The organism is Streptomyces sp. NPDC001816, assembly GCF_042892235.1.
GTDB lineage: Bacteria > Actinomycetota > Actinomycetes > Streptomycetales > Streptomycetaceae > Streptomyces.
The window spans coordinates 836959-854435 of sequence record NZ_JBIATY010000001.1 but is presented as its reverse complement, the minus strand read 5'-3'; the positions used below and the strand labels follow the sequence as shown (position 1 = coordinate 854435).

Sequence of the window (17477 nt, the reverse complement as noted above, 5' to 3'; positions counted from 1 at the left end):
GCTCTACCCGCCTTCGCGCTGCGGACCATGCCAGTCCAGGATGAGGACGGTGGCGTCGTCCTTGAGGTTTCCCCGACAGGCATCCAGCACCGCGGTGGTCAGGCTGCGCACGGCCTCCCTGGGGTGTGAGGCGCGGGTGTCCCACATGAGGGATGCCAGGTCGACGGCTCCTGCACCCCGTTCCTGCATGCCGTCAGTGAGCAGGACCAGACGGTCGCCGGGGAGAAGCTGGAGTTGCTGGACACGGTAGGAGGCGGGGGCTGCCACGCCGAAGGGAAGTGGCAGCGCGAGCTGGACCTCTTCGACCTCAGTGGCGCCTTTGCGCAGGCGCAGCGGCCAGGGATGCCCGGCGTTGACCAGTTCGCAGGTACCCGTCGCGAGGCTGATGCACAGCAATTGGCCGGTGGCCAGGCCACGGCTGTGAGTCAGCAGGGCCTCATGGGCGCGTTGAGCCTGCTGGAGCGCGTCACAACCGCTGCGGCGGGCGCCGCGCAGAGCGTCGACCAGGAGCGTGGCGAGCAGCGCGGAGTGGGTGTCGTGGCCCATGGCGTCGGTGATGGACAGGTGCAGTGTGTCGCGATCGAGCGTGTAGTCGTATGTGTCCCCGCCGATGTCGTCGGCGGGACCAGGCCGGCGGCGAGGGTGAACTGGGGGCCTCGCAACAGGAGGCCGAGGGAAGCAGCTGGTGCTGGATCTCGGCGGCGAGGCTGGGCCGGGTGGTGCGCCGGCCCACGTGACACAGGTCGGTGAAGCGGCGGTCGGTCACGATGATGTAGGCCAGTGCGTGCGCCGCGTCCTCGATCTGGGCGAGCACGGTGTCGTCGGCGTTCTGCAGCGTCGCCTCCAGCAGACCGATGCAGTCGCCGCGGTTGGTCACCGGCGAGATCACCCGCCGCCCGCCCAGGCCGTCCGGTTCCACCTGCTGGCGCTGGCTGCGCAGGACGGAGTCGTAGACGCTGCCCTCCAGGTCGATCCGCTCGGCAGCGCCCCCGTCATCATCGGCCTGGTGTGATCAGGCGCAGCAGCCGAAGGCCCACGAGATCGATGAACAGGAAGGACACGCCCTCCGCCCCGAAACGTTTGCGCAAGTCGTTCGCAACTACCTCAACGGACTCCCCCGGCGGTGCCGCCTCCGCGGCGGCCAGAAGCTGCCCCAGTTCCAGATCCCCGCCACCCATGGCAACCTCCTGTCCGTTGCCGCTCCTTCTTCCCAGGGTTCGCCCGTCTTCACCCAGTACATCAATCGCGCCCGCTCGCGGTTTTCTCTTCCGTCAGGATCTGGTTGACGCGTTGAGCCCGCCTGGGCTGTGGACCGGCGGTGGGGATTCCCAGCCGCCTCGTCCGCCGGCGGGACATCGGTTGCCTCGGGTTCAGGTGTTCTGATCAGGCTGATCTCGTCGCCTGAGGCTAGCCGCCTTCGGCGCGCAGTTGCTCGTTGATGCGCTGGGCCTCTGCGAGCTGGTCTTCGAGGATGACGATGCGGCAGGCGGCCTCTATGGCGGTGCCCTGGTCGACGAGTTCGCGGGCGCGGGCGGCGATGCGCAGCTGGTAACGGGAGTAGCGGCGATGTCCGCCCTCGGAGCGCAGCGGGGCGATCAGGCGGTGTTCGCCGAGGGCTCGGAGGAAGGCGGGTGTGGTGCCGAGCATCTCGGCGGCCCGGCCCATGGTGTAGGCGGGGTAGTCGTCATCGTCGAGAGGGGCGACGGGACGGGAACCGGCAGGCGGCATAGACCTCTTCTTTCGGGGACGCGTCGGGGGGCCCGGGTGCCAGTACCGGCACCCGGGCCCCGAGCTTTCAACACCATCTACCGGCGCACTGCGCCGGCCTTCTTGTTCCGCAGGGACCGCCTGGGAGGGCGGGGCTGCGGGGATCGCGAATGCGTGACCGGGGACCACCTTCCAATCCGGGGCCTTGCGGTACCCGGGCGGACTGCTTCCTCGCCCGGGCGATCCTGATGGCGCTCTGCTCCTTACCTCTCGATTACGCGGATACCGCGGGTGCTGCTCACAGCCCCGCTGGGGCCGTGTCCTTCTGGTCTACCTGCACAGCAGTTCATGTCTGCTGTGCCCACTTCGACTTCTGGGTACGTAGTAACGCTAACCATGCGACGTCGGAATGTCTACTCCCGCCATGACAGTTTTTCTCTGCGGAGTACACGTGAGCTTCTACCGCAGGCACTCCAGGGAGCGGGCCACTCGAATGGCGGTCCCCTTCTTAGAGCACAGCAGTCCTCGGTGAGACCGGCCCAGTGCTCGCCCACGCAGACATCAAAGAGACAGGTGCCTTGTGCGGCTCGGCGGGCGGTGATGAGGGCCTTGAGATGCCGTTGGAGTCCATGGCTGCAGTCTCCGAGTGGATCGTGGGCTGACCCAGCCTGGTCGGCGCCTCGACGACGTCACCGCCTGTCGCCCGGCCGTTCCGGACGCCTCGCCGCCCTGGCCTCGGGGCCGTGGCGCCTGATGCTGCTGATGCCCGCCACGGCTGTGGCGGGCATCAGCGGAGCGCGGACTGCCGGCTGTCAGCCGGCAGTGAGCAGGCCCTCGCGCAGGCGGGCGAGGCAGCGGGACAGCAGTCGGGAGACGTGCATCTGGGAGACGCCGAGGCGTTCGCCGATCTGGGCCTGGGCGAGTTCCTCCACGAACCGCATGTGGATGATCTGCCGGTCCCGCTCATCCAGGTCTGCACGCAGTGTGGGCCCGATCGGCGTACCGGTCGGACCGGCACAGGGGTTCCGAGCATCGCGGATGCGTGATGCAGCAAGCCGAGTGCGCCCAGAGGCGGGGCCTCGGGGAGGGTGCGGCAGGTGAAGCGAGGGGGTCGGCGGGAGGGACCGCCGGTGCCGTGCGAACCGGCACGGCGCGTCTTTCCGAAGGAATGCGAAACTCGAATTCGGGACGGTCCCACGGCACGGCGGGCGGGTTCGCGAGCGCGGTCCCGCTCCGCACTGCACCGACGCGGTGGTAGAAGTCCTCGGCGGGAAGATGCGACACGACCTTGACACGGTCGAGCCCGGCGGCACGGGCCTCGGACTGCATGTGCGCGACGAGCAGCCGTCCAATACCACGTCCTTGCGCTTCGTCGGCGACGAACAGCAGGTCGAGCTCCGGTGGAGCGAGGACGAGCGAGTAGAACCCGAGGACCCGGCCCCCATGCTCGTCGGCGCCGACGGCTACGAAGGCGCGGTGGGCTTCGATGTAATCAGGACCGACCCGGTAGCCCGCCACTGCGGCTGCGTACTTACCCTCGTAGGCGCGTGAGCCACGCACGAGCCGCGTGAGCCGCTTGGCATCCCGCGCGACTGCCCTCCGTATCGTGATCGGCTGGCTGGCCGGGGAAGTGCGTGAACTCATCGGGAGAGTATTTCGCACCGGGGAGTGCCTTCCTGCGGCGGGTCGGCTGCTCGGGCAGGCGTTCCTGCCCCGCTCCCGGGAACCACTCGCCCAGGCCCCGATCCACCACGTCACTGCCGCCGAATCGGCCGCCCGCCAGCAGCGACTGGCCCCCCGAACCGATGCGGAGGAGTTGGAGAACGGGGTGGCCGACGGCTGCTTCCCCTGGGCCTGCCGCAGCGAAAGCCAGCCTGTGAAGGACGACTTCAGGCTGGCCTCGTGAGGCGGATCATCCTCGACCTGTTCGCCGTCCCCGGCGGCTGGAGCCACGCCCTCACTGAGCCCGGGATGGTTTCCGAATACTAGCGGCGCGGACTCGTCCACTTCGACCCAGGCCATAGGGGCACTTGGCGCTGCCCTCCACGACAGCAACGGCCCCGACAAGCCCCCGCCCGCTGCAACCACCGTCCGCTGACGTTGCCGTCAACCACCTCTGGGGCCCCACCACGCGCAGGCAGGGTCTCAGATTTGCTAGAGCGAAGCTCTCACGTCGCTCGGGTGATCGCTGCTACTGATGCTGGGCCTGCAGACGACGGACGTCCGCTTGTTCGCCCCAGCCGCGCGCCAGGCACGCACGGACTAGATCGGCCCGGACCAGCGCCAACGAATGCGTCATGCCATGAGCGCTTACCGTCGCTTGCTGATCCGCGCCGTGAGCGTTGGCCGAAACTTCGATGACGTCATCGCCCCAACCGACCAAGTCAATCCAGAACGGACCGTCAAAGAACCTGACCCTTCTCCGCCTACCCTCGCCCCGACGGACATCCGCAACAGCGTCGAGCAGTTCAGCCAGGAACGCGACTGGCATGTCATTCCAGCGCAATTCTGGAAATGGCTGCCCTGAAAGATCAATCCACACATTGCCCCAGATGGCGCCCGACTTGGCGAGATCGAGCGATTCCGTGTCACACCGTACCTCAAATCCCAACAATCTCACCTCCAAACCGGATAGGCGGTTTCAATCGTGCGGGTTTGCTTGTTCACCCACATCTCGATCTCCAGACCATTGGCCGAGCCGCGAAGAAAGACTCGGTCGCCCTGCGAAGGTCCCGCGACCGAGGATGACTTGTAAGCCTTTCGGATCGTCGCCTCGATCTCCCCCGCCGACATGTAATCCGGATACTTCGTCTTGATCCCGCTCTGGTTGTAGGTCTTCCCTGCTGCAGTGTGCCGGTCAAGGACATGGTCCATATCGATGTCCACCTTCCGCCACCCGGGAAGGTTGGAGGGCTTCGTGCATGTGCTGTTGTGAACGAGTACCGGTGTGTCACCCGCGAGCACATAGTACGTGTGGAGTTGGTCGACGGTGAGGTTGTACATGTCCGCGGCGCCAGGGCGGGCGATGACGGCGTCGATGCGAACGTGGTGGTTGGTCTCGGTGTTGAGGACGTGACCGGACTTGAGTTTGCCGGCAGGGACCCAGGTGTGGAGTGTGTCGTCCCAGAAAGGGTGATGCGAGGTGGTGTGCAGGGTCACGTCATGACCGTCGGTGCCGCGGATGGTGATATCGACGAGGTCGTTGTCGTGGTGGACCAAGCGAGCGGTGACCTTGCGGGGCCCGCGGTGCTTACCGGCCTTCGGGTCGGCGCTCTCCGCCCGGTCACCCGGTTTGATCTTGCCGATGGGTTGGGAGGCCAGTGTGCCGTGTCCGAAGGCGTAGACCCGGTCGCCGACGGCCGGGGAGGTCACTCCCCGCCCGACCGCGACGGCGTCGCCGGCGCACTCGAGACCCAACTGCGATCCGTCGGCGGATGCCGGTTCCGCGCCGGGCGGGAGCAGGCCCTGGGCGAGCATCACGTCGCGACGTACCCGGGGGCCTGGTAACGCAGCGGGGCGATCGGCCCGTGCCGCCCCGTCAGCACCCGCCGCAGGTGGGACAGGTACGTCTGCAGGGTGGCCTGCGGGCGTCTGGGGAGGCTGTCGCCCCACAGTTCGTCGACGAGCTGATCGGCGGGCACCACCTGGCCCAGCCGGATCAGCAGCAGTCCCAGCACGGCCCGGTGCCGTGGGGGACCGAGAGGCACCTGCTCGGCCCCGCGCCGAGCCGTCATCACGCCGAAAGCCTCGAACGACAAATCTGCCAGGGACGCGGTTTGTTGCTCTTGAGCTGTGTACGCCATGCCGGGGGTTCTTGCCTTTTCGAAGGTCACACACTTGACGGGCGGTCGATCGTACGGCGGGGCAGGTGCTGAAACAGTGCCGATCAAGTGCGGCGCTTGAAGACGACGTACAGGCTCACGCACACCACGCCCATCAGCGCGATGGCGAACGGGTAGGAGACAGGGACGCCAGGTCAGAATGCGGGCCGGCGACAGCCGCAAGGCGACCGCCGCCGGATTAATTGGCACTGGCGGGGAATAATTCGACAGCGAGGAAAGCGGATATCGACCCTAGCGGAACGTAAACCTAGGTTCGCTTGGTGAACAGGCCCGGCGGGGCCTGTTCGGGGGTTCGGGTCAGCCAGTCGCGGTGCAGCAGCGGCAGGGTGTACTCCATGTCCTGGACGCCCGTGGCCGGCAGGTGGAGCTCGAAGCGTGTGCCGGGCCGGCCGTCAGGGCGGTCCGACACGGTGATGTGGCCGCCGTGGAGGGCGGCTTGCTGGGCGACCAGGGTGAGGCCCAGGCCGGAGCCGGGGCTGTCGGGGCCGCGGTGGAAACGCTGGAAGATCTCCTCGCGGCTTTCGGGAGGGATGCCGCGGCCGTGGTCGTCCACCACGAGCACCGCGGTCGCCTCACGCCCACCGAGCGGCGGGCGCAGGGTCACCTCGATGCGGGCGACTCCGTCTTCGGCGCGGCCGTGGGTCCAGGCGTTGGTCAGCAGGTTGTCCACCGCCGAGCGCAGACCCTGCTCCCAGCCGTCGACACGCACCCCCGCGGTGGTGCGTACGGACACTTCGGCGTCGGGGCGGGTGCGCCTCAGGTCGCAGACCGACGCCTCCACGAGCTCCCCGAGGTCCAGTGGCGAGAACGCGTCCGCCTCAATCAGGTCGCCCTGTGCAAGCGCCTTCAGCATCACCAGCAGCCCGAGCAGCCGGGTGTGTTCGCGCCCGAGGTCCCCGAGCACCTCCGCCCGGTCCTCGGGGTCGAGGCCGGGGTGGTCGGTGAGGATGTCGAGGTTGGTGCGCATGCTCATCAGCGGGGTGCGCAGCTCGTGGGAGGCGGTCGCGGCGAACGCGCGGGCGGTGGCCAGCGCCTCCCCGGTGCGCGCGACCTGCTCGTCGTAGCGGGCGAGCACGGTCTGCACCGTGTACGCCAGGTCGTCCACCTCGGTGACCCGGGTCGGCGTGTGCTCCAGGCGTACGGTGCTGGTCCTGGGGTCCAGTCCACTGGTACGCCGCTGAAGCCGCCGTAGCGGAAGAACCGCCCGGGCGGCGATGGCCCAGGCGGCGGCACCGGCCAGTGAGGCGGCCACCAGCGCACCGGTCAGTACCCGTTGGCGCACCAGCGCCAGTTCGTCCTCGGCCGTGTCCGGTGACAGCAGCCACAGATTCGGGGTGTTGCTCTCTCGCGCCGCGGCACCGACGCACAGTGACAGGACGAGCCAGTCCTTTCCGCCGGAGGTCACGGTGACGGGCGTCGGGGCGTTGCGGGGCAGCGTGGGGTTCGGCTCGGGCTGCGGGCCGGCCGAGATCGTGCCCTGCGGCCCCTTCAGCCGGACGCCCACATCCCGGGCGGAGTTGATCAGCCGGCGTCGGCGGACCTGCTTCAGGAGCGGGTGGTCGGTCCCGGCCACGTCCAGATACGCCTTGGCGTTCTGGGCGACGACCGTCGCGCGGGCGCGTAGTTGGTCGTTTTGGTGCGTGCGCAGGTCGCTGCTGACCAGGTGCAGCAGCAGCCAGCCGGAAGCGAGGACCAGCACGGGCACGCTCACGCCGACCGCGAGCGCGATACGGGTGGACAGTTTCACGGCGTGTCCTCGACGTGCGGGGTCTGGCGGTCCGCGCGCAGGACGAAACCGACCCCGCGCACGGTGTGCACCATCCGGGGCCGGCCGCCTGCCTCCAGCTTGCGCCGCAGATAGCTGACGAAGGTGTCGACGGCGTCACTGCGGACCTGGAAGTCGTATCCCCAGACCCAGTCCAGCAGTTGCTCGCGGGTGAGCACGATGCCCGCGTTGCGGGCCAGGATCTCCAGCAGCGCGAACTCGCGCCGGGTCAGTTGCAGTGGCCGGTCGTCCAGAACGGCCTGGTGGGCGGCCGGGTCGAGGACGAGGCCGCCGACGCGGAGGGGGGCGGTGGCGGCCGGCGGGCGGCGGCGCAGCAGGGCGTGCAGCCGCAGGACCAACTCCTGGAGTGCGAACGGCTTGACCAGGTAGTCGTCCCCGCCCGCCTGCAGACCCGCCACCCGGTCGGCCGTCTCGTCCAGCGCGGAGAGCATCAGCACGGGTACGTCGTCGCCGTCGTCGCGCAGGGCCCGGCACACGTCGATGCCGCTGAGATCGGGCATGCTGACGTCCAGGACGACGATGTCGGGGCGGCCGACGCGCGCCTCCGCCAGACCGGTGTGACCGCCGTCCGCGACCGTCACCGTGAATCCGCTCAGCCTCAGCCCCCGTGCCAGTGACCGCCGTATCGCCGCGTCGTCGTCGACCACCAGGACCCGCCCGGCCTTGCCTGCCATGCACACCTCGGTTTCACCGCGTCGAACGAACTTGCCCGGAGGAGACCGATCAAAGCACGGGCAGGCTCTGCCCGAGACCGCAGGTGCGCCTCGTCCGGTACTGCGACGGCGTACATCCCACGATGCGGCGGAAGCTCCGCGAGAAGTGCTCGGAACCGGAGAATCCGCAGCGCCGTCCTATGCGGGCGATGGTGTCGTCGCCGGTCTCGAGATACTTGCGGGCCAGGTCGATCCGGAGTTCGGTGAGATAGCGGTACGGGGTGAATCCGGTGGTGGCCTTGAAACAGCGTACGAAGTGGAAACGGCTGAAGGAGACCAGGGACGCCAGGTCGCCGACCGAGACCGGTTGTTCGAGGTTGGACCGCATATAGGACAGAATCGTCTCGAGCTGCCCTGAGCTCAGCAGACCGGCTGTCCTGCCCGAACCGGACGAGTGCGGCGCGAGCAGGTGGGCGGCGATGAACTGCGCCGCCGACTGCGCGTACAGGTCGTCAGCGCCGACCTCGCTCGCGGCCGCCACCGCCTTCACCATGGCCGCGAGGAGCGGGTCGAACCGCGTCACCGGGTGCGGATCCGACAAATATGGAACGCGTGACCGCAGGTCCTCCTCGGTGATGAACCGGCGCAGCGTGTCGACCGGGAGGGTGAGGGTGGCGATCGTCACGGGCTCGTCACCGGTCGGTGCCACGACCAGCGTCCGGCTCAGCCCCGGGGGAATGATGCACACGTCGTCGGGAAGCGGGAACGCCTCTTTCCCTGTCCGTGTGCCGTGACCTTCGCGAATTTCCAGAAGCCCGCTCAGATGGGCATTCAGTTTGATTCCTGAAGACGGCGGCACATGGAGCGTGTGGACGCCCTTCTTGAACGTTTGCTTCCACACGTGCAGGGAGTTCCATGCTTTGCTCCCCGCCCCGCTGGTTACCTCCAACGCCCGGTTTCCTCTCGTCCGGTTCTACGGCTCTCGATGCAGGTGCCGTGTATAGAGTGCAGCGGAATCAGAGGCTGCCGCAAGGCGACTGGTCCGGATTAATTGGCCTGAGCACGGAATAATTCGGCGGGGGGCAATCTGATATTGACCGGGGCGGATTCCTGCTGCCACGCTCCCAGCATGATTCGCACTCGTCAATTGCTGACACTTACAGCCGGCTTGGCGGCGATGGTGTTCGCCGCTCAGAGCGGCATGAGCGCTGCGACAGCCCACGCCACCGCCCCCACCGTGAAGCCGGCCACGGCCACGGCAGCGGCCAAACCGAACATCGTCTTCGTACTCACCGACGACATGTCCACAAACCTGCTCCAGTACATGCCCGAGGTGCAGAAGCTCCGGTCACAGGGCACGTCGTTCAGCGACTTCGTGGTCAGCAACTCGCTCTGCTGCCCGTCCCGTTCGTCCATCTTCACCGGTGAGTACCCACACAACACCGGCGTCCTCAGCAACACGGCAGGGTCCAACGGCGGCTTCAAGGCCTTCCACGACAACGGCCTGGAGAAGGACACCTTCGCCGCCGCCCTGAAGGCCAAGGGCTACCGCACCGCGATGATGGGCAAGTACCTCAACGGTTACGACCCCAAGTCCACGGTCGACGGCCAGCAGCCGTACGTGCCGCAGGGCTGGAGCCAGTGGGACGTCGTCGGCAACGGCTACCCGGAGTACAACTACAAGCTCGCCCACAACCACAAGATGGAACCCCACGGCGACAAGAACAAGGACTATCTGACCGACGTCCTGAGCGAGAAGGGTCAGTCGTTCATCAAGAAGTCCGCGGCGGCGAACAAGCCGTTCATGCTGGAGGTCGCCCTCTTCACACCGCACGGTCCGTCCACGCCGGCCCGCCGGGACAAGAAGGACTTCCCCGGCCTGAAGGCGCCGCAGGGCCCCGCCTTCGACAAGCTCCCGACCAACGCGCCGCCGTGGCTGGCCCGGCAGAACCCGTTGACCCAGAGCGAGAAGACCGCGATCGACAAGAAGTTCCGCAAGCGCGCACAGTCGCTCCAGGCGGTCGACAAGATGCTCGGCAAGCTGCGCCAGAGCCTGACCAGCGCCCACGTCGCCGACAACACCTACGTCGTCTTCAGCTCCGACAACGGCTTCCACCTCGGTGAGTACCGGCTCAAGGCGGGCAAGCAGACGGCCTTCGACACCGACGTCCGCGTGCCGCTGGTGATCGCAGGACCCGGTGTCGCGGCCGGACGGACGAGCCACGCCCAGGTGTCGAACATCGACTTCGCTCCCACCTTCGAGAAGATCGGCGGCGCCGCGGTGTCGTCCAAGGTGGACGGGCACAGCATGCTCCCCCTCCTGGACGGCGGCTCGGACGCGGGCTGGCGCACGGCCAACCTGATCGAGCACCGCCACGCCAAGCCGGCTCATGGCGACCCGGACAACGACAGCACCGAGAGCGTCAGCCCGCCGAACTACCACGCCATGCGCACCAACTCCTACACCTACGTCGAGTACGACAGCGGCGCGAAGGAGTACTACGACCTGAGCACCGACCCCGACGAGCTGCACAACATCGCCGGACAGCTGAGCCAGGCCCGCCTGGCGAAGCTGCACGACGCGCTGACCGGGCTGAAGAACTGCCACGGCGACGGCTGCTGGAGCGCCGGACACCCGTAGCAGGGCTTCCCACGCGGTGTCCTGGCCGCCCGCCGCGGCCAGGGCACCGCGTGGGCGGGCGTCCGCGCGCGCCCGTTTCCCCAGCGTGTTCCGTCACACACAGCACTGGAGAGGAATTTCCGCATGTTCTCGTCCGACGCCCACCCGCCCACCCGCCGCAGAGCGCTCGCCTCGATGGCGGGTGCCCTAGCCGGATCGGCGATCGTCTCCGCCGCCCCGCGCGCCTTCGCCGACTCCGACGGCGCCGATCCGGCCGCCGAGGCCGCGCGAGGGGGGCTGCCGCTCACGGTCGTCAACAGCAGCGGCAAGTTCGCCAACGGCAAGGTCCACCTGTACGTCGTGGGCAGCAAGGGAGACCGGCAGGTACGGCTCACCCGGCGGGGCACCCTGGCCCCCGTCAAGCTCTCCGACAACCACGCGGGCGGCTTCGCCGACTACTCCATCCCGCTGACCGCCCACGGCGCGACCAAGCTGCGACTGCCGCAGATGTCCGGACGCATCTACGTGGCCCTCGGCCACAAGCTGAAGTTCAAGGCCGTCAGGGGCGCCGACGGCAAGGTCGGTCTTCAGCAGCCTGCCGGCTGGGTGGAGTCCGACCCCAACTTCTCCGTGCTGCACGACTTCGTGGAGTTCACCCTCGACGCGTCCGGCATGCACTGCAACACCACCATGGTGGACATGTTCAGCGTTCCGATGATGATCGGGCTGAACGGAGCGAAGAACCACAGCACCGGCCGGCTGCCCGCCGGCGGCCGCGTGAAGGTCTTCAACGCCCTGAGGAACCACCCGGACTTCAAGCATCTCGTCATAGCCGACCGGCGCGTCATCGCCCCGAGCCACGGCCTCGACGCCGGCCGGTTCCCCCAGCACTACTTCGACGACTACATCGACAAGGTCTGGCACACCTACCAGAACAAGAACCTCGTCGTCAGGACGAACGCGGGCACATTCACCGGCCGGGTCAGGAACCAGCAGCTCACCTTCAGCGGCCCCGCGCAGGTCGCCTTCGCCAAGCCCTCCACCCGTGACGTGCTCTTCTGCGACGGGGCGCTCGCCGCCCCCAACGACGGGATCACCGGCCCCGTCGCCGCCGCCCTGGGCGCCGCGTTCAACCGCTCGACGCTGCTGAGCCACAGCAAGCAGCCCACCACCCGCGCGGCCACCTTCTACGACACCGCCGTCACCAACCACTACGCCAAGGCCATCCACGCCGCGACCAGCAACGGCAAGGCCTACGGCTTCGCCTTCGACGACGTCGCCGACTGGGCCTCCTACATCGAGGACCCCAGCCCCCAGCACATGCACCTGACGCTGACCCCGTTCTGAGACACCCGCTCTTGCGTGCAGCAAGCGACCACCGAGGGAGTACCAGGTGAAGAGATTACGTGAGTTGCTTCTCGCGGCCGTGCTGTGTCTCATGCCGGCAGTCGCGTCCGCCGGAGCCGCGCATGCCGCCGTGGCCGACGATTCCCGCACCGTGCCTGCCGCTACCACCGTCGCCGCACCCGAGGCGAGTGCGGCCGCCGGCGCCCACACGGTGACGTTCGTCAACCGGTCCGGGAAGAAGCTGTGGATCGGCAGCACCGTCAACAAGGACGAGCCCGACGGAGATTCGAAGGACCTGAAGTCGCTGCCCGTGCTCAAGCCCGGGCAGTCGGCGACCGTGACCATCCCGGAGGACAAGGCCCCCCACCACTGGCGCGGCAAGTTCTTCGCCCGCCAGGGATGTTCGGGCAAGTCGGGAAGCACGTTCCACTGCGCCGTCGGCGACTGCGGAGTATTCGCCCAGCGCTGCGAGACGGGCGAACAGCCGGTCAGCCTCGCCGAGTTCAACTTCGACAAGAAGGACACGAAGGCGCCCTGGTACGACGTCAGCTACGTCAACGCCTTCTCGCTCCCCATCACCATCGCGCCCAAGGGAGCCGAGAAGGTCACCAAGAACGGCTCGTGCTCGCAGCAGGGCTGCCGGAAGAACCTGCTGCGTTACTGCCCGAAGGCCGACCGGCAGCACAACTCCGCCGGGAAGACCGTGCTGTGCGTGAACCCGAACCGGGATGCCACCTCCGCCTACAGCGATGCCATCAAGAAGCACTGCCCCAAGGCCTACGCCTGGTCCAAGCAGGACCAGGAGACCGGCAACAAGACGATGCGGCAGTGCGCCAAGTGCAAGGGCTTCGTCGTGACGTTCTGGTGATCCCATGACCCCATGACCCCCTGCTCCACGAGTCGGCCGCCCCGCGAATACTCCCGCGGGGCGGCCGGCTCATATTCGGTTCAGACGCGTCGGCTCAGGCACGTCGGTTCAGAGGCATGGGTCCAGAACTTCGCGCCGAAGTCCTGCGTCCAGTACGGGCCACCCGCCGAGCCGGACGCCTTCACGTAGCCGACGCCTATGTGCCTGAGCGAGCAGTTGAGGATGTTCGCCCGGTGGCCCGGCGACTTCATCCACGCCTTGACCACGCCGGCGGCGGTGGCCTGACCGGCCGCGACGTTCTCCGCTAGTGAGCTCCAGCCGGTGTAGCCGGCTGCCTCGACCCGGTCCACCATGGTGCTGCCGTTGGAGCCGGTGTGCCCGACGTAGTGGTCTTGCGCCATGTCCGCCGTGTGGCGCTGTGCGGCGGGCACGGTCAGCAGCGCGGCGGGGGCGATCGTGCCCACAAGTGCCGTCGCCAAGTACCGGTGAATAGACAAGAGTTCTCTCTAATCAAGACAGGAATCGAGAGCGGTAACTCAAGCTATCCGGCGACGTTCCGGTACAGCGCACCTAAATTGCTTCAAGACCGGCCGCTATTGCTCTCCGTCACCAGCGCAGGATCTTGTCCTCGGCGCGCACCGCGTTGTGCGCGAACTCCCAGAAGTCCAGGTGTCCGATGGCCAGGTTCACATGCACATCGTTGACCAGCGTGGGCGACAGTCGGAACTCGCAGCCGAGTTCCTCGTCGCCCTCTTCCAGCTCCTCGGGTCTGGTGGAGGCCGCGAGGAGGCTGTGATCGCCGGTCATCGTGGCGGCGTCGGCCAGGAGCACCACTTCGAGTCCCGGGTCGGCGGCCACGGCGGAGAGGGCCATTTCGTCCGGGCTCGCTCCCGCATGGGCACGGTCGTCCACCAGATGGTGGCGGACTTCGAACTCGCCGTCGGACTGATCGAGGAGCGCCACGACCGCTCGCCACGCCTCGTCGTCCGAGTAGTCCGTGCGTATGACCAGGGCTTCGGTCTCGAAGTCGTGTCCTGCACGGTTGATGACCGGTCGCATGAATCCCCTCCAGAAGAACGCCGGCGCCCGATCGCGAGGATGGCGACAGCTACTCCGGACTATATGCTCGTCTGTTCCGCACGCGGTTGTCGGGCTCGAACTCCCCGAGCAACAACTGCGAGCAACAACTGCCGTTCCCGAAGCAATTTCTGAGCCCTTTCTCCGGGCGGCGGCAGGTAGCTTCGTATCCGGGTTCCGATGGGCAACCCGCCTTTACTCCAAGGAGTTTCCCGTATGCGAAGGCTACGTGCCGTCTACGCCGGGCTCACCGCCGCACTGATAGCGATCTCCGCGGTCAATCTGAGCACCAACACGGCGTCCGCCGCAGAGCAAAGCGGTGGATTCGTCGTCAGCAAGGCTCAGTACAACAAGATGTTCCCGCACCACAAGAAGCTCTACACCTACGAGGGCCTGGTCAAGGCGATGAACGCATTCCCGGCCTTCGCGCACACCGGCGACGCCAAGACCAAGAAGCGTGAGGCCGCGGCCTTCCTCGCGAACGTCAGCCACGAGACCAGCGGGCTGATCTACATCAACGAGCAGAACAAGGCCAACTGGCCGACCTACTGCCAGCAAGAGCCCTACGGCTGCCCGGCCGGCCAGTCCGCGTACCACGGCCGCGGCCCGCTCCAGATCAGCTGGAACTACAACTACAAGGCGGCCGGCGACGCGGTCCACATCGACCTGCTGAACCACCCGAACCTCGCGGCGACGAACCCCGTCGTGACCTGGAAGCTCGCGCTCTGGTACTGGATGACCCAGTCCGGCCCCGGCACCATGACGCCCCACCACGCGATGGTCAAGAGCGGCGGCTTCGGCGAGACCATCCGCAGCATCAACGGCGCCATCGAGTGCAACGGCGGCAACCCGGCCGAGATGAAGGACCGGGTCGCCAAGTACAAGAAGTTCGCCAAGATGCTCCACGTCGGCGCCGGCGCGCACCTCAGCTGCTGAGGGAGGCGTCATGCGGAAGGTACGCGTCCTTGCCCTGCCGTTCCTGCTCTCGGCGGTGCTCGTGGCCGGCAGCCAGAGCGCCACGCCCACTGCGTTCGCGGCCGGCGGCCATTCCGTTGCCGCCACCTCCGCGGCGAAGAAGAAGGGCATCAGCGCCTGGAAGTTCGACGGCGTCACCAAGGCGCTCGCCGACTCGAACTCCGGCTGGTTCTACACCTGGTCGTCGGGCAAGGGAGGAATCAAGCCGCCGCGCGGTGTCGAGTTCGTGCCCATGATCCATGACGCGGGCTCGGTGACGAACAAGGAGCTCGGCCTGGCCAAGAAGCAGGGCAAGAACCTGCTCGGCTTCAACGAGCCCGACAGGTCGGATCAGGCCCACATGACCGTGAAGCAGGCACTCGACCTGTGGCCCCGGCTCCAGTCGACCGGTCTGCGGCTCGGCGCCCCCGCCGTGGCCACCGGCGGCGATGTCGCCGGCGGCTGGCTGGACCGGTTCATGAAGGGCGCCGCCGCCCGCCACTACCAGGTCGACTTCATCCCCCTGCACTGGTACGGCGCGGACTTCGACGCCCAGCGCGCGACGGGGCAGTTGCGCAGCTATCTCGAGGCCGTGCACAAGCGCTACAAGAAGCCGATCTGGCTCACCGAATACGCCCTGATCGACTTCTCGTCCGGCACCCCGCGCTATCCGTCCAAGGCGCAACAGGCCGCATTCGTGAAGAAGTCGACGGCCATGCTCCAGCGCCTGGACTACGTCCGGCGCTACGCGTGGTTCACCCTCTCCACCGACCACGGCGACGGCACCGGCCTTTACCACGGTGCGACGGCCAACCGGGTGGGCGTCGCCTATCGCTCCGCGGGCTGAACACAAGATCAATCAGTCGAAATCGTGAGAAACGAGGGAAAGAACATGAGCAAGCGGACCCTGCACGCCTCCATCGCGGCCGGTGCGGCCGTACTGACCGCGATGGTCGCCCTGGCTCCGGCGAGTTCCGCCGCTGCCGCCTCCGCGCAGGCTCAGAGGCCGAAGTGCTGGGCGACGCACTACGGCCCGATACCCGCCGGCAGCACCACCGCCAACGGCGACATCTTCGACAACAGCAAGAACACCGCGGCGACTTCGCTCACCCGCAATCCCCAGCTGCCCTTCGGCACGAGGGTGCGGGTCACCAACGTGGCGAACGGCAAGTCCCTGGTCGTGCGCATCAACGACCGCGGCACGTACAAGCACACGAAGGCGGAACCCAAGTGCCTGGACCTGACCGACGGCGCCTTCAGGCGGCTCGGCGGGAGCCTCAACCCCGACGCCGGCCACATCGTCGTCCGGCAGAAGGTGCTGAGGTGACCCTCTGAGAGAGACGGGGTGACCGGCGGCCGGAGCGGCTGACGTCTCCGTGTCACGGCATGAGCGCCCGGGTTGCCTCCCGCAGCTCGGGCGCTTCGTGATCCGGGTGCCGCCGGAGCAGAGCGAGGGCGCCGAGGGCGGTGCCGGTATCGCCGAGTCCGGCTGGAATCACTCGGGGCACCCCGTACGAGCAGCGCGCGACATGCGTGTCGAGCATGTGCTCGATCGGTGCCATCAGGGCTCGGCCGGCGTCGACCAGCTCGCCGCCGATGACGATCACGTCGGGTCCGACGGCATGGCTCACATCGGCCAGCACCCTGCCGACATGCGTGCCCACCCGTGCCAGAACCGCGTGCGCGGCCGCGTCGCCGGACTCCAGCGCGCTCACCAGTTCCGGCAGGTCCGCTGCCGCGGTTCCCGCGGTGCGGCAGGCGTCGAGTACGGCCCCGATCGACGCCACTGTCTCCAGGCATCCGATCGCACCGCACTCGCAGGGCGCGCCGCCCGGGTCCACGGTGATGTGGCCGAACATCCCGGAGCGGCCGTGGGCGCCGCGGTGCAGTGTGCCGGCCATCACGAGTCCGCCGCCGACGCCGTGCGACAACCGCAGGTACAGCACGTTCTGTTCACCCGCGGCGGCACCCCAGATCGTCTCGGCCAGGGTGGCCAGCCGGGTGTTGTTGTCGATCAGTGCCGGTGCGCCGAAGCGTTCGCGCACGCGTGCCGCCACGATGTCGTGCCGAGGCGCCCACAGCGGGCCCTGCCCCGGCGTGCCGACCGGTCCGACCACCCCGACGCCGATGCCGTTCAGGGCGCCCGGTCGCAGCGTCCCGTGCGTCAGCTTGTCCGCCAGTCGCCACGCGAGGTCGATGCGGGTCTGCCACGGGGTGTCGGGGTCGTGCGGTTCGCCGGTGGTGCCGACGATCTCGTGCGCCGCGTTCATCGCGGCCACCCGCACCGCCCGTCGCGCGAACTCGATGCCGAGCAGCCGGCCGGCCCCGGGGTTCACGGTCAGTACCTCCGCCGGGCGGCCCCGCTTGCGCCGGGCCGCCTCCGGAACCGAGGCGAGGACGCTGCCGTTGTCCATCAGCGCCCCGACGGCGTCGTAGAGCGTGGTGCGGGACAGGCCGCTCAGGATCCGTAAGTCTCCCCGAGTGAGCGGACCGTGCTCGCGCAGCAGGCTCAGTACCAGGGCCTCGTGCGCGCTGGAGGCCCGTGTCGTCGTCTCAGTCAGCATGGCGGAAGGCGCCCCCCTCTTTGAGCACAACTGTTGCGTGAGGGGACGGAGATCAGTCG

Annotated in this window: 17 protein-coding genes and 3 pseudogenes; 8 read left to right on the top strand and 12 right to left on the bottom strand. The window is 68.0% G+C overall.

Going from position 1 to position 17477, the window contains the following annotated elements; genetic code table 11:
* Positions 1 to 3: 3 nt before the first annotated feature.
* The 4 genes and pseudogenes from ACFYZZ_RS03870 to ACFYZZ_RS03855 all read right to left on the bottom strand — a co-directional run.
* Positions 4 to 1178: pseudogene (locus ACFYZZ_RS03870) on the bottom strand (PP2C family protein-serine/threonine phosphatase).
* A gap of 229 nt (positions 1179 to 1407) precedes the next feature.
* Complete coding sequence (locus tag ACFYZZ_RS03865; protein WP_145880717.1) at positions 1408 to 1728, bottom strand: MerR family transcriptional regulator; 321 nt, start codon at positions 1726 to 1728, stop codon at positions 1408 to 1410.
* 791 nt (positions 1729 to 2519) lie between these two features.
* A pseudogene (locus ACFYZZ_RS03860) lies at positions 2520 to 2690 on the bottom strand (sigma-70 family RNA polymerase sigma factor); the annotation flags it as partial.
* A gap of 178 nt (positions 2691 to 2868) precedes the next feature.
* Positions 2869 to 3351 (bottom strand): annotated as a pseudogene (locus ACFYZZ_RS03855) (GNAT family N-acetyltransferase); the annotation flags it as partial.
* Here ACFYZZ_RS03855 and ACFYZZ_RS03850 point away from each other — a divergent pair.
* The gene (locus tag ACFYZZ_RS03850; protein ID WP_389172063.1) at positions 3314 to 3613 is read left to right on the top strand and encodes a hypothetical protein; all 300 of its coding nucleotides are present in this window, start codon (positions 3314 to 3316) and stop codon (positions 3611 to 3613) included. The pseudogene ACFYZZ_RS03855 and the gene ACFYZZ_RS03850 overlap by 38 nt on opposite strands.
* Before the next feature lie 396 nt (positions 3614 to 4009).
* Positions 4010 to 4234, top strand: a complete 225-nt coding sequence (locus tag ACFYZZ_RS03845) for a hypothetical protein (protein WP_389171159.1) — start codon at positions 4010 to 4012, stop codon at positions 4232 to 4234.
* Between the two features lie 89 nt (positions 4235 to 4323).
* On the opposite strand, the gene ACFYZZ_RS03840 is transcribed toward ACFYZZ_RS03845, so the two are convergent.
* From ACFYZZ_RS03840 to ACFYZZ_RS03820, 5 genes are all read right to left on the bottom strand, one after another.
* Positions 4324 to 5184 carry a polymorphic toxin-type HINT domain-containing protein gene (locus ACFYZZ_RS03840; RefSeq protein ID WP_389172000.1) on the bottom strand — a complete coding sequence of 287 codons (861 nt, stop codon included), beginning with the start codon at positions 5182 to 5184 and terminating at the stop codon, positions 4324 to 4326.
* A complete protein-coding gene (locus ACFYZZ_RS03835) occupies positions 5184 to 5441 on the bottom strand; it encodes a winged helix-turn-helix domain-containing protein (RefSeq protein WP_389171998.1) in 258 nt (85 codons plus the stop codon). The genes ACFYZZ_RS03840 and ACFYZZ_RS03835 overlap by 1 nt, the downstream gene beginning before the upstream one ends.
* Positions 5442 to 5796: 355 nt before the next feature.
* Entirely contained in the window at positions 5797 to 7296 is a 1500-nt protein-coding gene (locus ACFYZZ_RS03830) for a sensor histidine kinase (RefSeq protein ID WP_389171156.1), read from the bottom strand.
* Complete coding sequence (locus tag ACFYZZ_RS03825) at positions 7293 to 8009, bottom strand: response regulator transcription factor (protein ID WP_389171153.1); 717 nt, start codon at positions 8007 to 8009, stop codon at positions 7293 to 7295. Before ACFYZZ_RS03825 ends, ACFYZZ_RS03830 begins: the two co-directional genes overlap by 4 nt.
* 49 nt (positions 8010 to 8058) lie before the next feature.
* Positions 8059 to 8736 (bottom strand): helix-turn-helix domain-containing protein, encoded by a 678-nt coding sequence (locus ACFYZZ_RS03820; protein ID WP_389171151.1) that lies wholly within the window; start codon positions 8734 to 8736, stop codon positions 8059 to 8061.
* 453 nt (positions 8737 to 9189) lie between these two features.
* Here ACFYZZ_RS03820 and ACFYZZ_RS03815 point away from each other — a divergent pair, with 453 nt between their 5' ends.
* The 3 genes from ACFYZZ_RS03815 (at position 9190) to ACFYZZ_RS03805 (ending at position 12823) form a co-directional block, all read left to right on the top strand.
* Entirely contained in the window at positions 9190 to 10629 is a 1440-nt protein-coding gene (locus tag ACFYZZ_RS03815; protein WP_389171148.1) for a sulfatase, read from the top strand.
* Positions 10630 to 10752: 123 nt separating this feature from the next.
* Positions 10753 to 11955 carry a beta-1,3-glucanase family protein gene (locus ACFYZZ_RS03810; RefSeq protein WP_389171145.1) on the top strand — a complete coding sequence of 401 codons (1203 nt, stop codon included), beginning with the start codon at positions 10753 to 10755 and terminating at the stop codon, positions 11953 to 11955.
* A 46-nt stretch (positions 11956 to 12001) separates the two neighbouring features.
* Positions 12002 to 12823 carry a thaumatin family protein gene (locus ACFYZZ_RS03805; RefSeq protein WP_389171143.1) on the top strand — a complete coding sequence of 274 codons (822 nt, stop codon included), beginning with the start codon at positions 12002 to 12004 and terminating at the stop codon, positions 12821 to 12823.
* An 80-nt stretch (positions 12824 to 12903) separates the two neighbouring features.
* Here ACFYZZ_RS03805 and ACFYZZ_RS03800 read toward each other — a convergent pair whose 3' ends face one another.
* The gene (locus ACFYZZ_RS03800; protein WP_389171141.1) at positions 12904 to 13302 is read right to left on the bottom strand and encodes a CAP domain-containing protein; all 399 of its coding nucleotides are present in this window, start codon (positions 13300 to 13302) and stop codon (positions 12904 to 12906) included.
* A 127-nt stretch (positions 13303 to 13429) separates the two neighbouring features.
* A complete protein-coding gene (locus tag ACFYZZ_RS03795; RefSeq protein ID WP_389171139.1) occupies positions 13430 to 13882 on the bottom strand; it encodes a DUF6924 domain-containing protein in 453 nt (150 codons plus the stop codon).
* Between the two features lie 234 nt (positions 13883 to 14116).
* Here ACFYZZ_RS03795 and ACFYZZ_RS03790 point away from each other — a divergent pair, with 234 nt between their 5' ends.
* The 3 genes from ACFYZZ_RS03790 to ACFYZZ_RS03780 are packed head-to-tail and all read left to right on the top strand — an operon-like array spanning position 14117 to position 16181.
* On the top strand, positions 14117 to 14836 hold the full coding sequence (locus ACFYZZ_RS03790) for a chitinase (RefSeq protein ID WP_389171137.1): 720 nt from the start codon (positions 14117 to 14119) through the stop codon (positions 14834 to 14836).
* 10 nt (positions 14837 to 14846) lie between these two features.
* Positions 14847 to 15701, top strand: coding sequence for a glycoside hydrolase family protein (locus ACFYZZ_RS03785; protein ID WP_389171135.1), 855 nt, complete (start codon positions 14847 to 14849; stop codon positions 15699 to 15701).
* A 45-nt stretch (positions 15702 to 15746) separates the two neighbouring features.
* A complete protein-coding gene (locus ACFYZZ_RS03780) occupies positions 15747 to 16181 on the top strand; it encodes a septal ring lytic transglycosylase RlpA family protein (RefSeq protein WP_389171134.1) in 435 nt (144 codons plus the stop codon).
* A 52-nt stretch (positions 16182 to 16233) separates the two neighbouring features.
* On the opposite strand, the gene ACFYZZ_RS03775 is transcribed toward ACFYZZ_RS03780, so the two are convergent.
* On the bottom strand, positions 16234 to 17418 hold the full coding sequence (locus ACFYZZ_RS03775; protein WP_389171132.1) for an ROK family protein: 1185 nt from the start codon (positions 17416 to 17418) through the stop codon (positions 16234 to 16236).
* Positions 17419 to 17477: the final 59 nt, after the last annotated feature.

What these genes read in the sequence shown, in the direction of transcription:
- ACFYZZ_RS03865 (WP_145880717.1), bottom strand. Translation starts at nt 1,728, where the DNA reads ATGCCGCCTGCCGGTTCCCGTCCCGTCGCCCCTCTCGACGATGACGAC.
- ACFYZZ_RS03845 (WP_389171159.1), top strand. Translation starts at nt 4,010, where the DNA reads ATGAGCGCTTACCGTCGCTTGCTGATCCGCGCCGTGAGCGTTGGCCGA.
- ACFYZZ_RS03840 (WP_389172000.1), bottom strand. Translation starts at nt 5,184, where the DNA reads ATGCTCGCCCAGGGCCTGCTCCCGCCCGGCGCGGAACCGGCATCCGCC.
- ACFYZZ_RS03835 (WP_389171998.1), bottom strand. Translation starts at nt 5,441, where the DNA reads ATGACGGCTCGGCGCGGGGCCGAGCAGGTGCCTCTCGGTCCCCCACGG.
- ACFYZZ_RS03825 (WP_389171153.1), bottom strand. Translation starts at nt 8,009, where the DNA reads ATGGCAGGCAAGGCCGGGCGGGTCCTGGTGGTCGACGACGACGCGGCG.
- ACFYZZ_RS03815 (WP_389171148.1), top strand. Translation starts at nt 9,190, where the DNA reads ATGAGCGCTGCGACAGCCCACGCCACCGCCCCCACCGTGAAGCCGGCC.
- ACFYZZ_RS03810 (WP_389171145.1), top strand. Translation starts at nt 10,753, where the DNA reads ATGTTCTCGTCCGACGCCCACCCGCCCACCCGCCGCAGAGCGCTCGCC.
- ACFYZZ_RS03795 (WP_389171139.1), bottom strand. Translation starts at nt 13,882, where the DNA reads ATGCGACCGGTCATCAACCGTGCAGGACACGACTTCGAGACCGAAGCC.
- ACFYZZ_RS03790 (WP_389171137.1), top strand. Translation starts at nt 14,117, where the DNA reads ATGCGAAGGCTACGTGCCGTCTACGCCGGGCTCACCGCCGCACTGATA.
- ACFYZZ_RS03785 (WP_389171135.1), top strand. Translation starts at nt 14,847, where the DNA reads ATGCGGAAGGTACGCGTCCTTGCCCTGCCGTTCCTGCTCTCGGCGGTG.
- ACFYZZ_RS03780 (WP_389171134.1), top strand. Translation starts at nt 15,747, where the DNA reads ATGAGCAAGCGGACCCTGCACGCCTCCATCGCGGCCGGTGCGGCCGTA.
- ACFYZZ_RS03775 (WP_389171132.1), bottom strand. Translation starts at nt 17,418, where the DNA reads ATGCTGACTGAGACGACGACACGGGCCTCCAGCGCGCACGAGGCCCTG.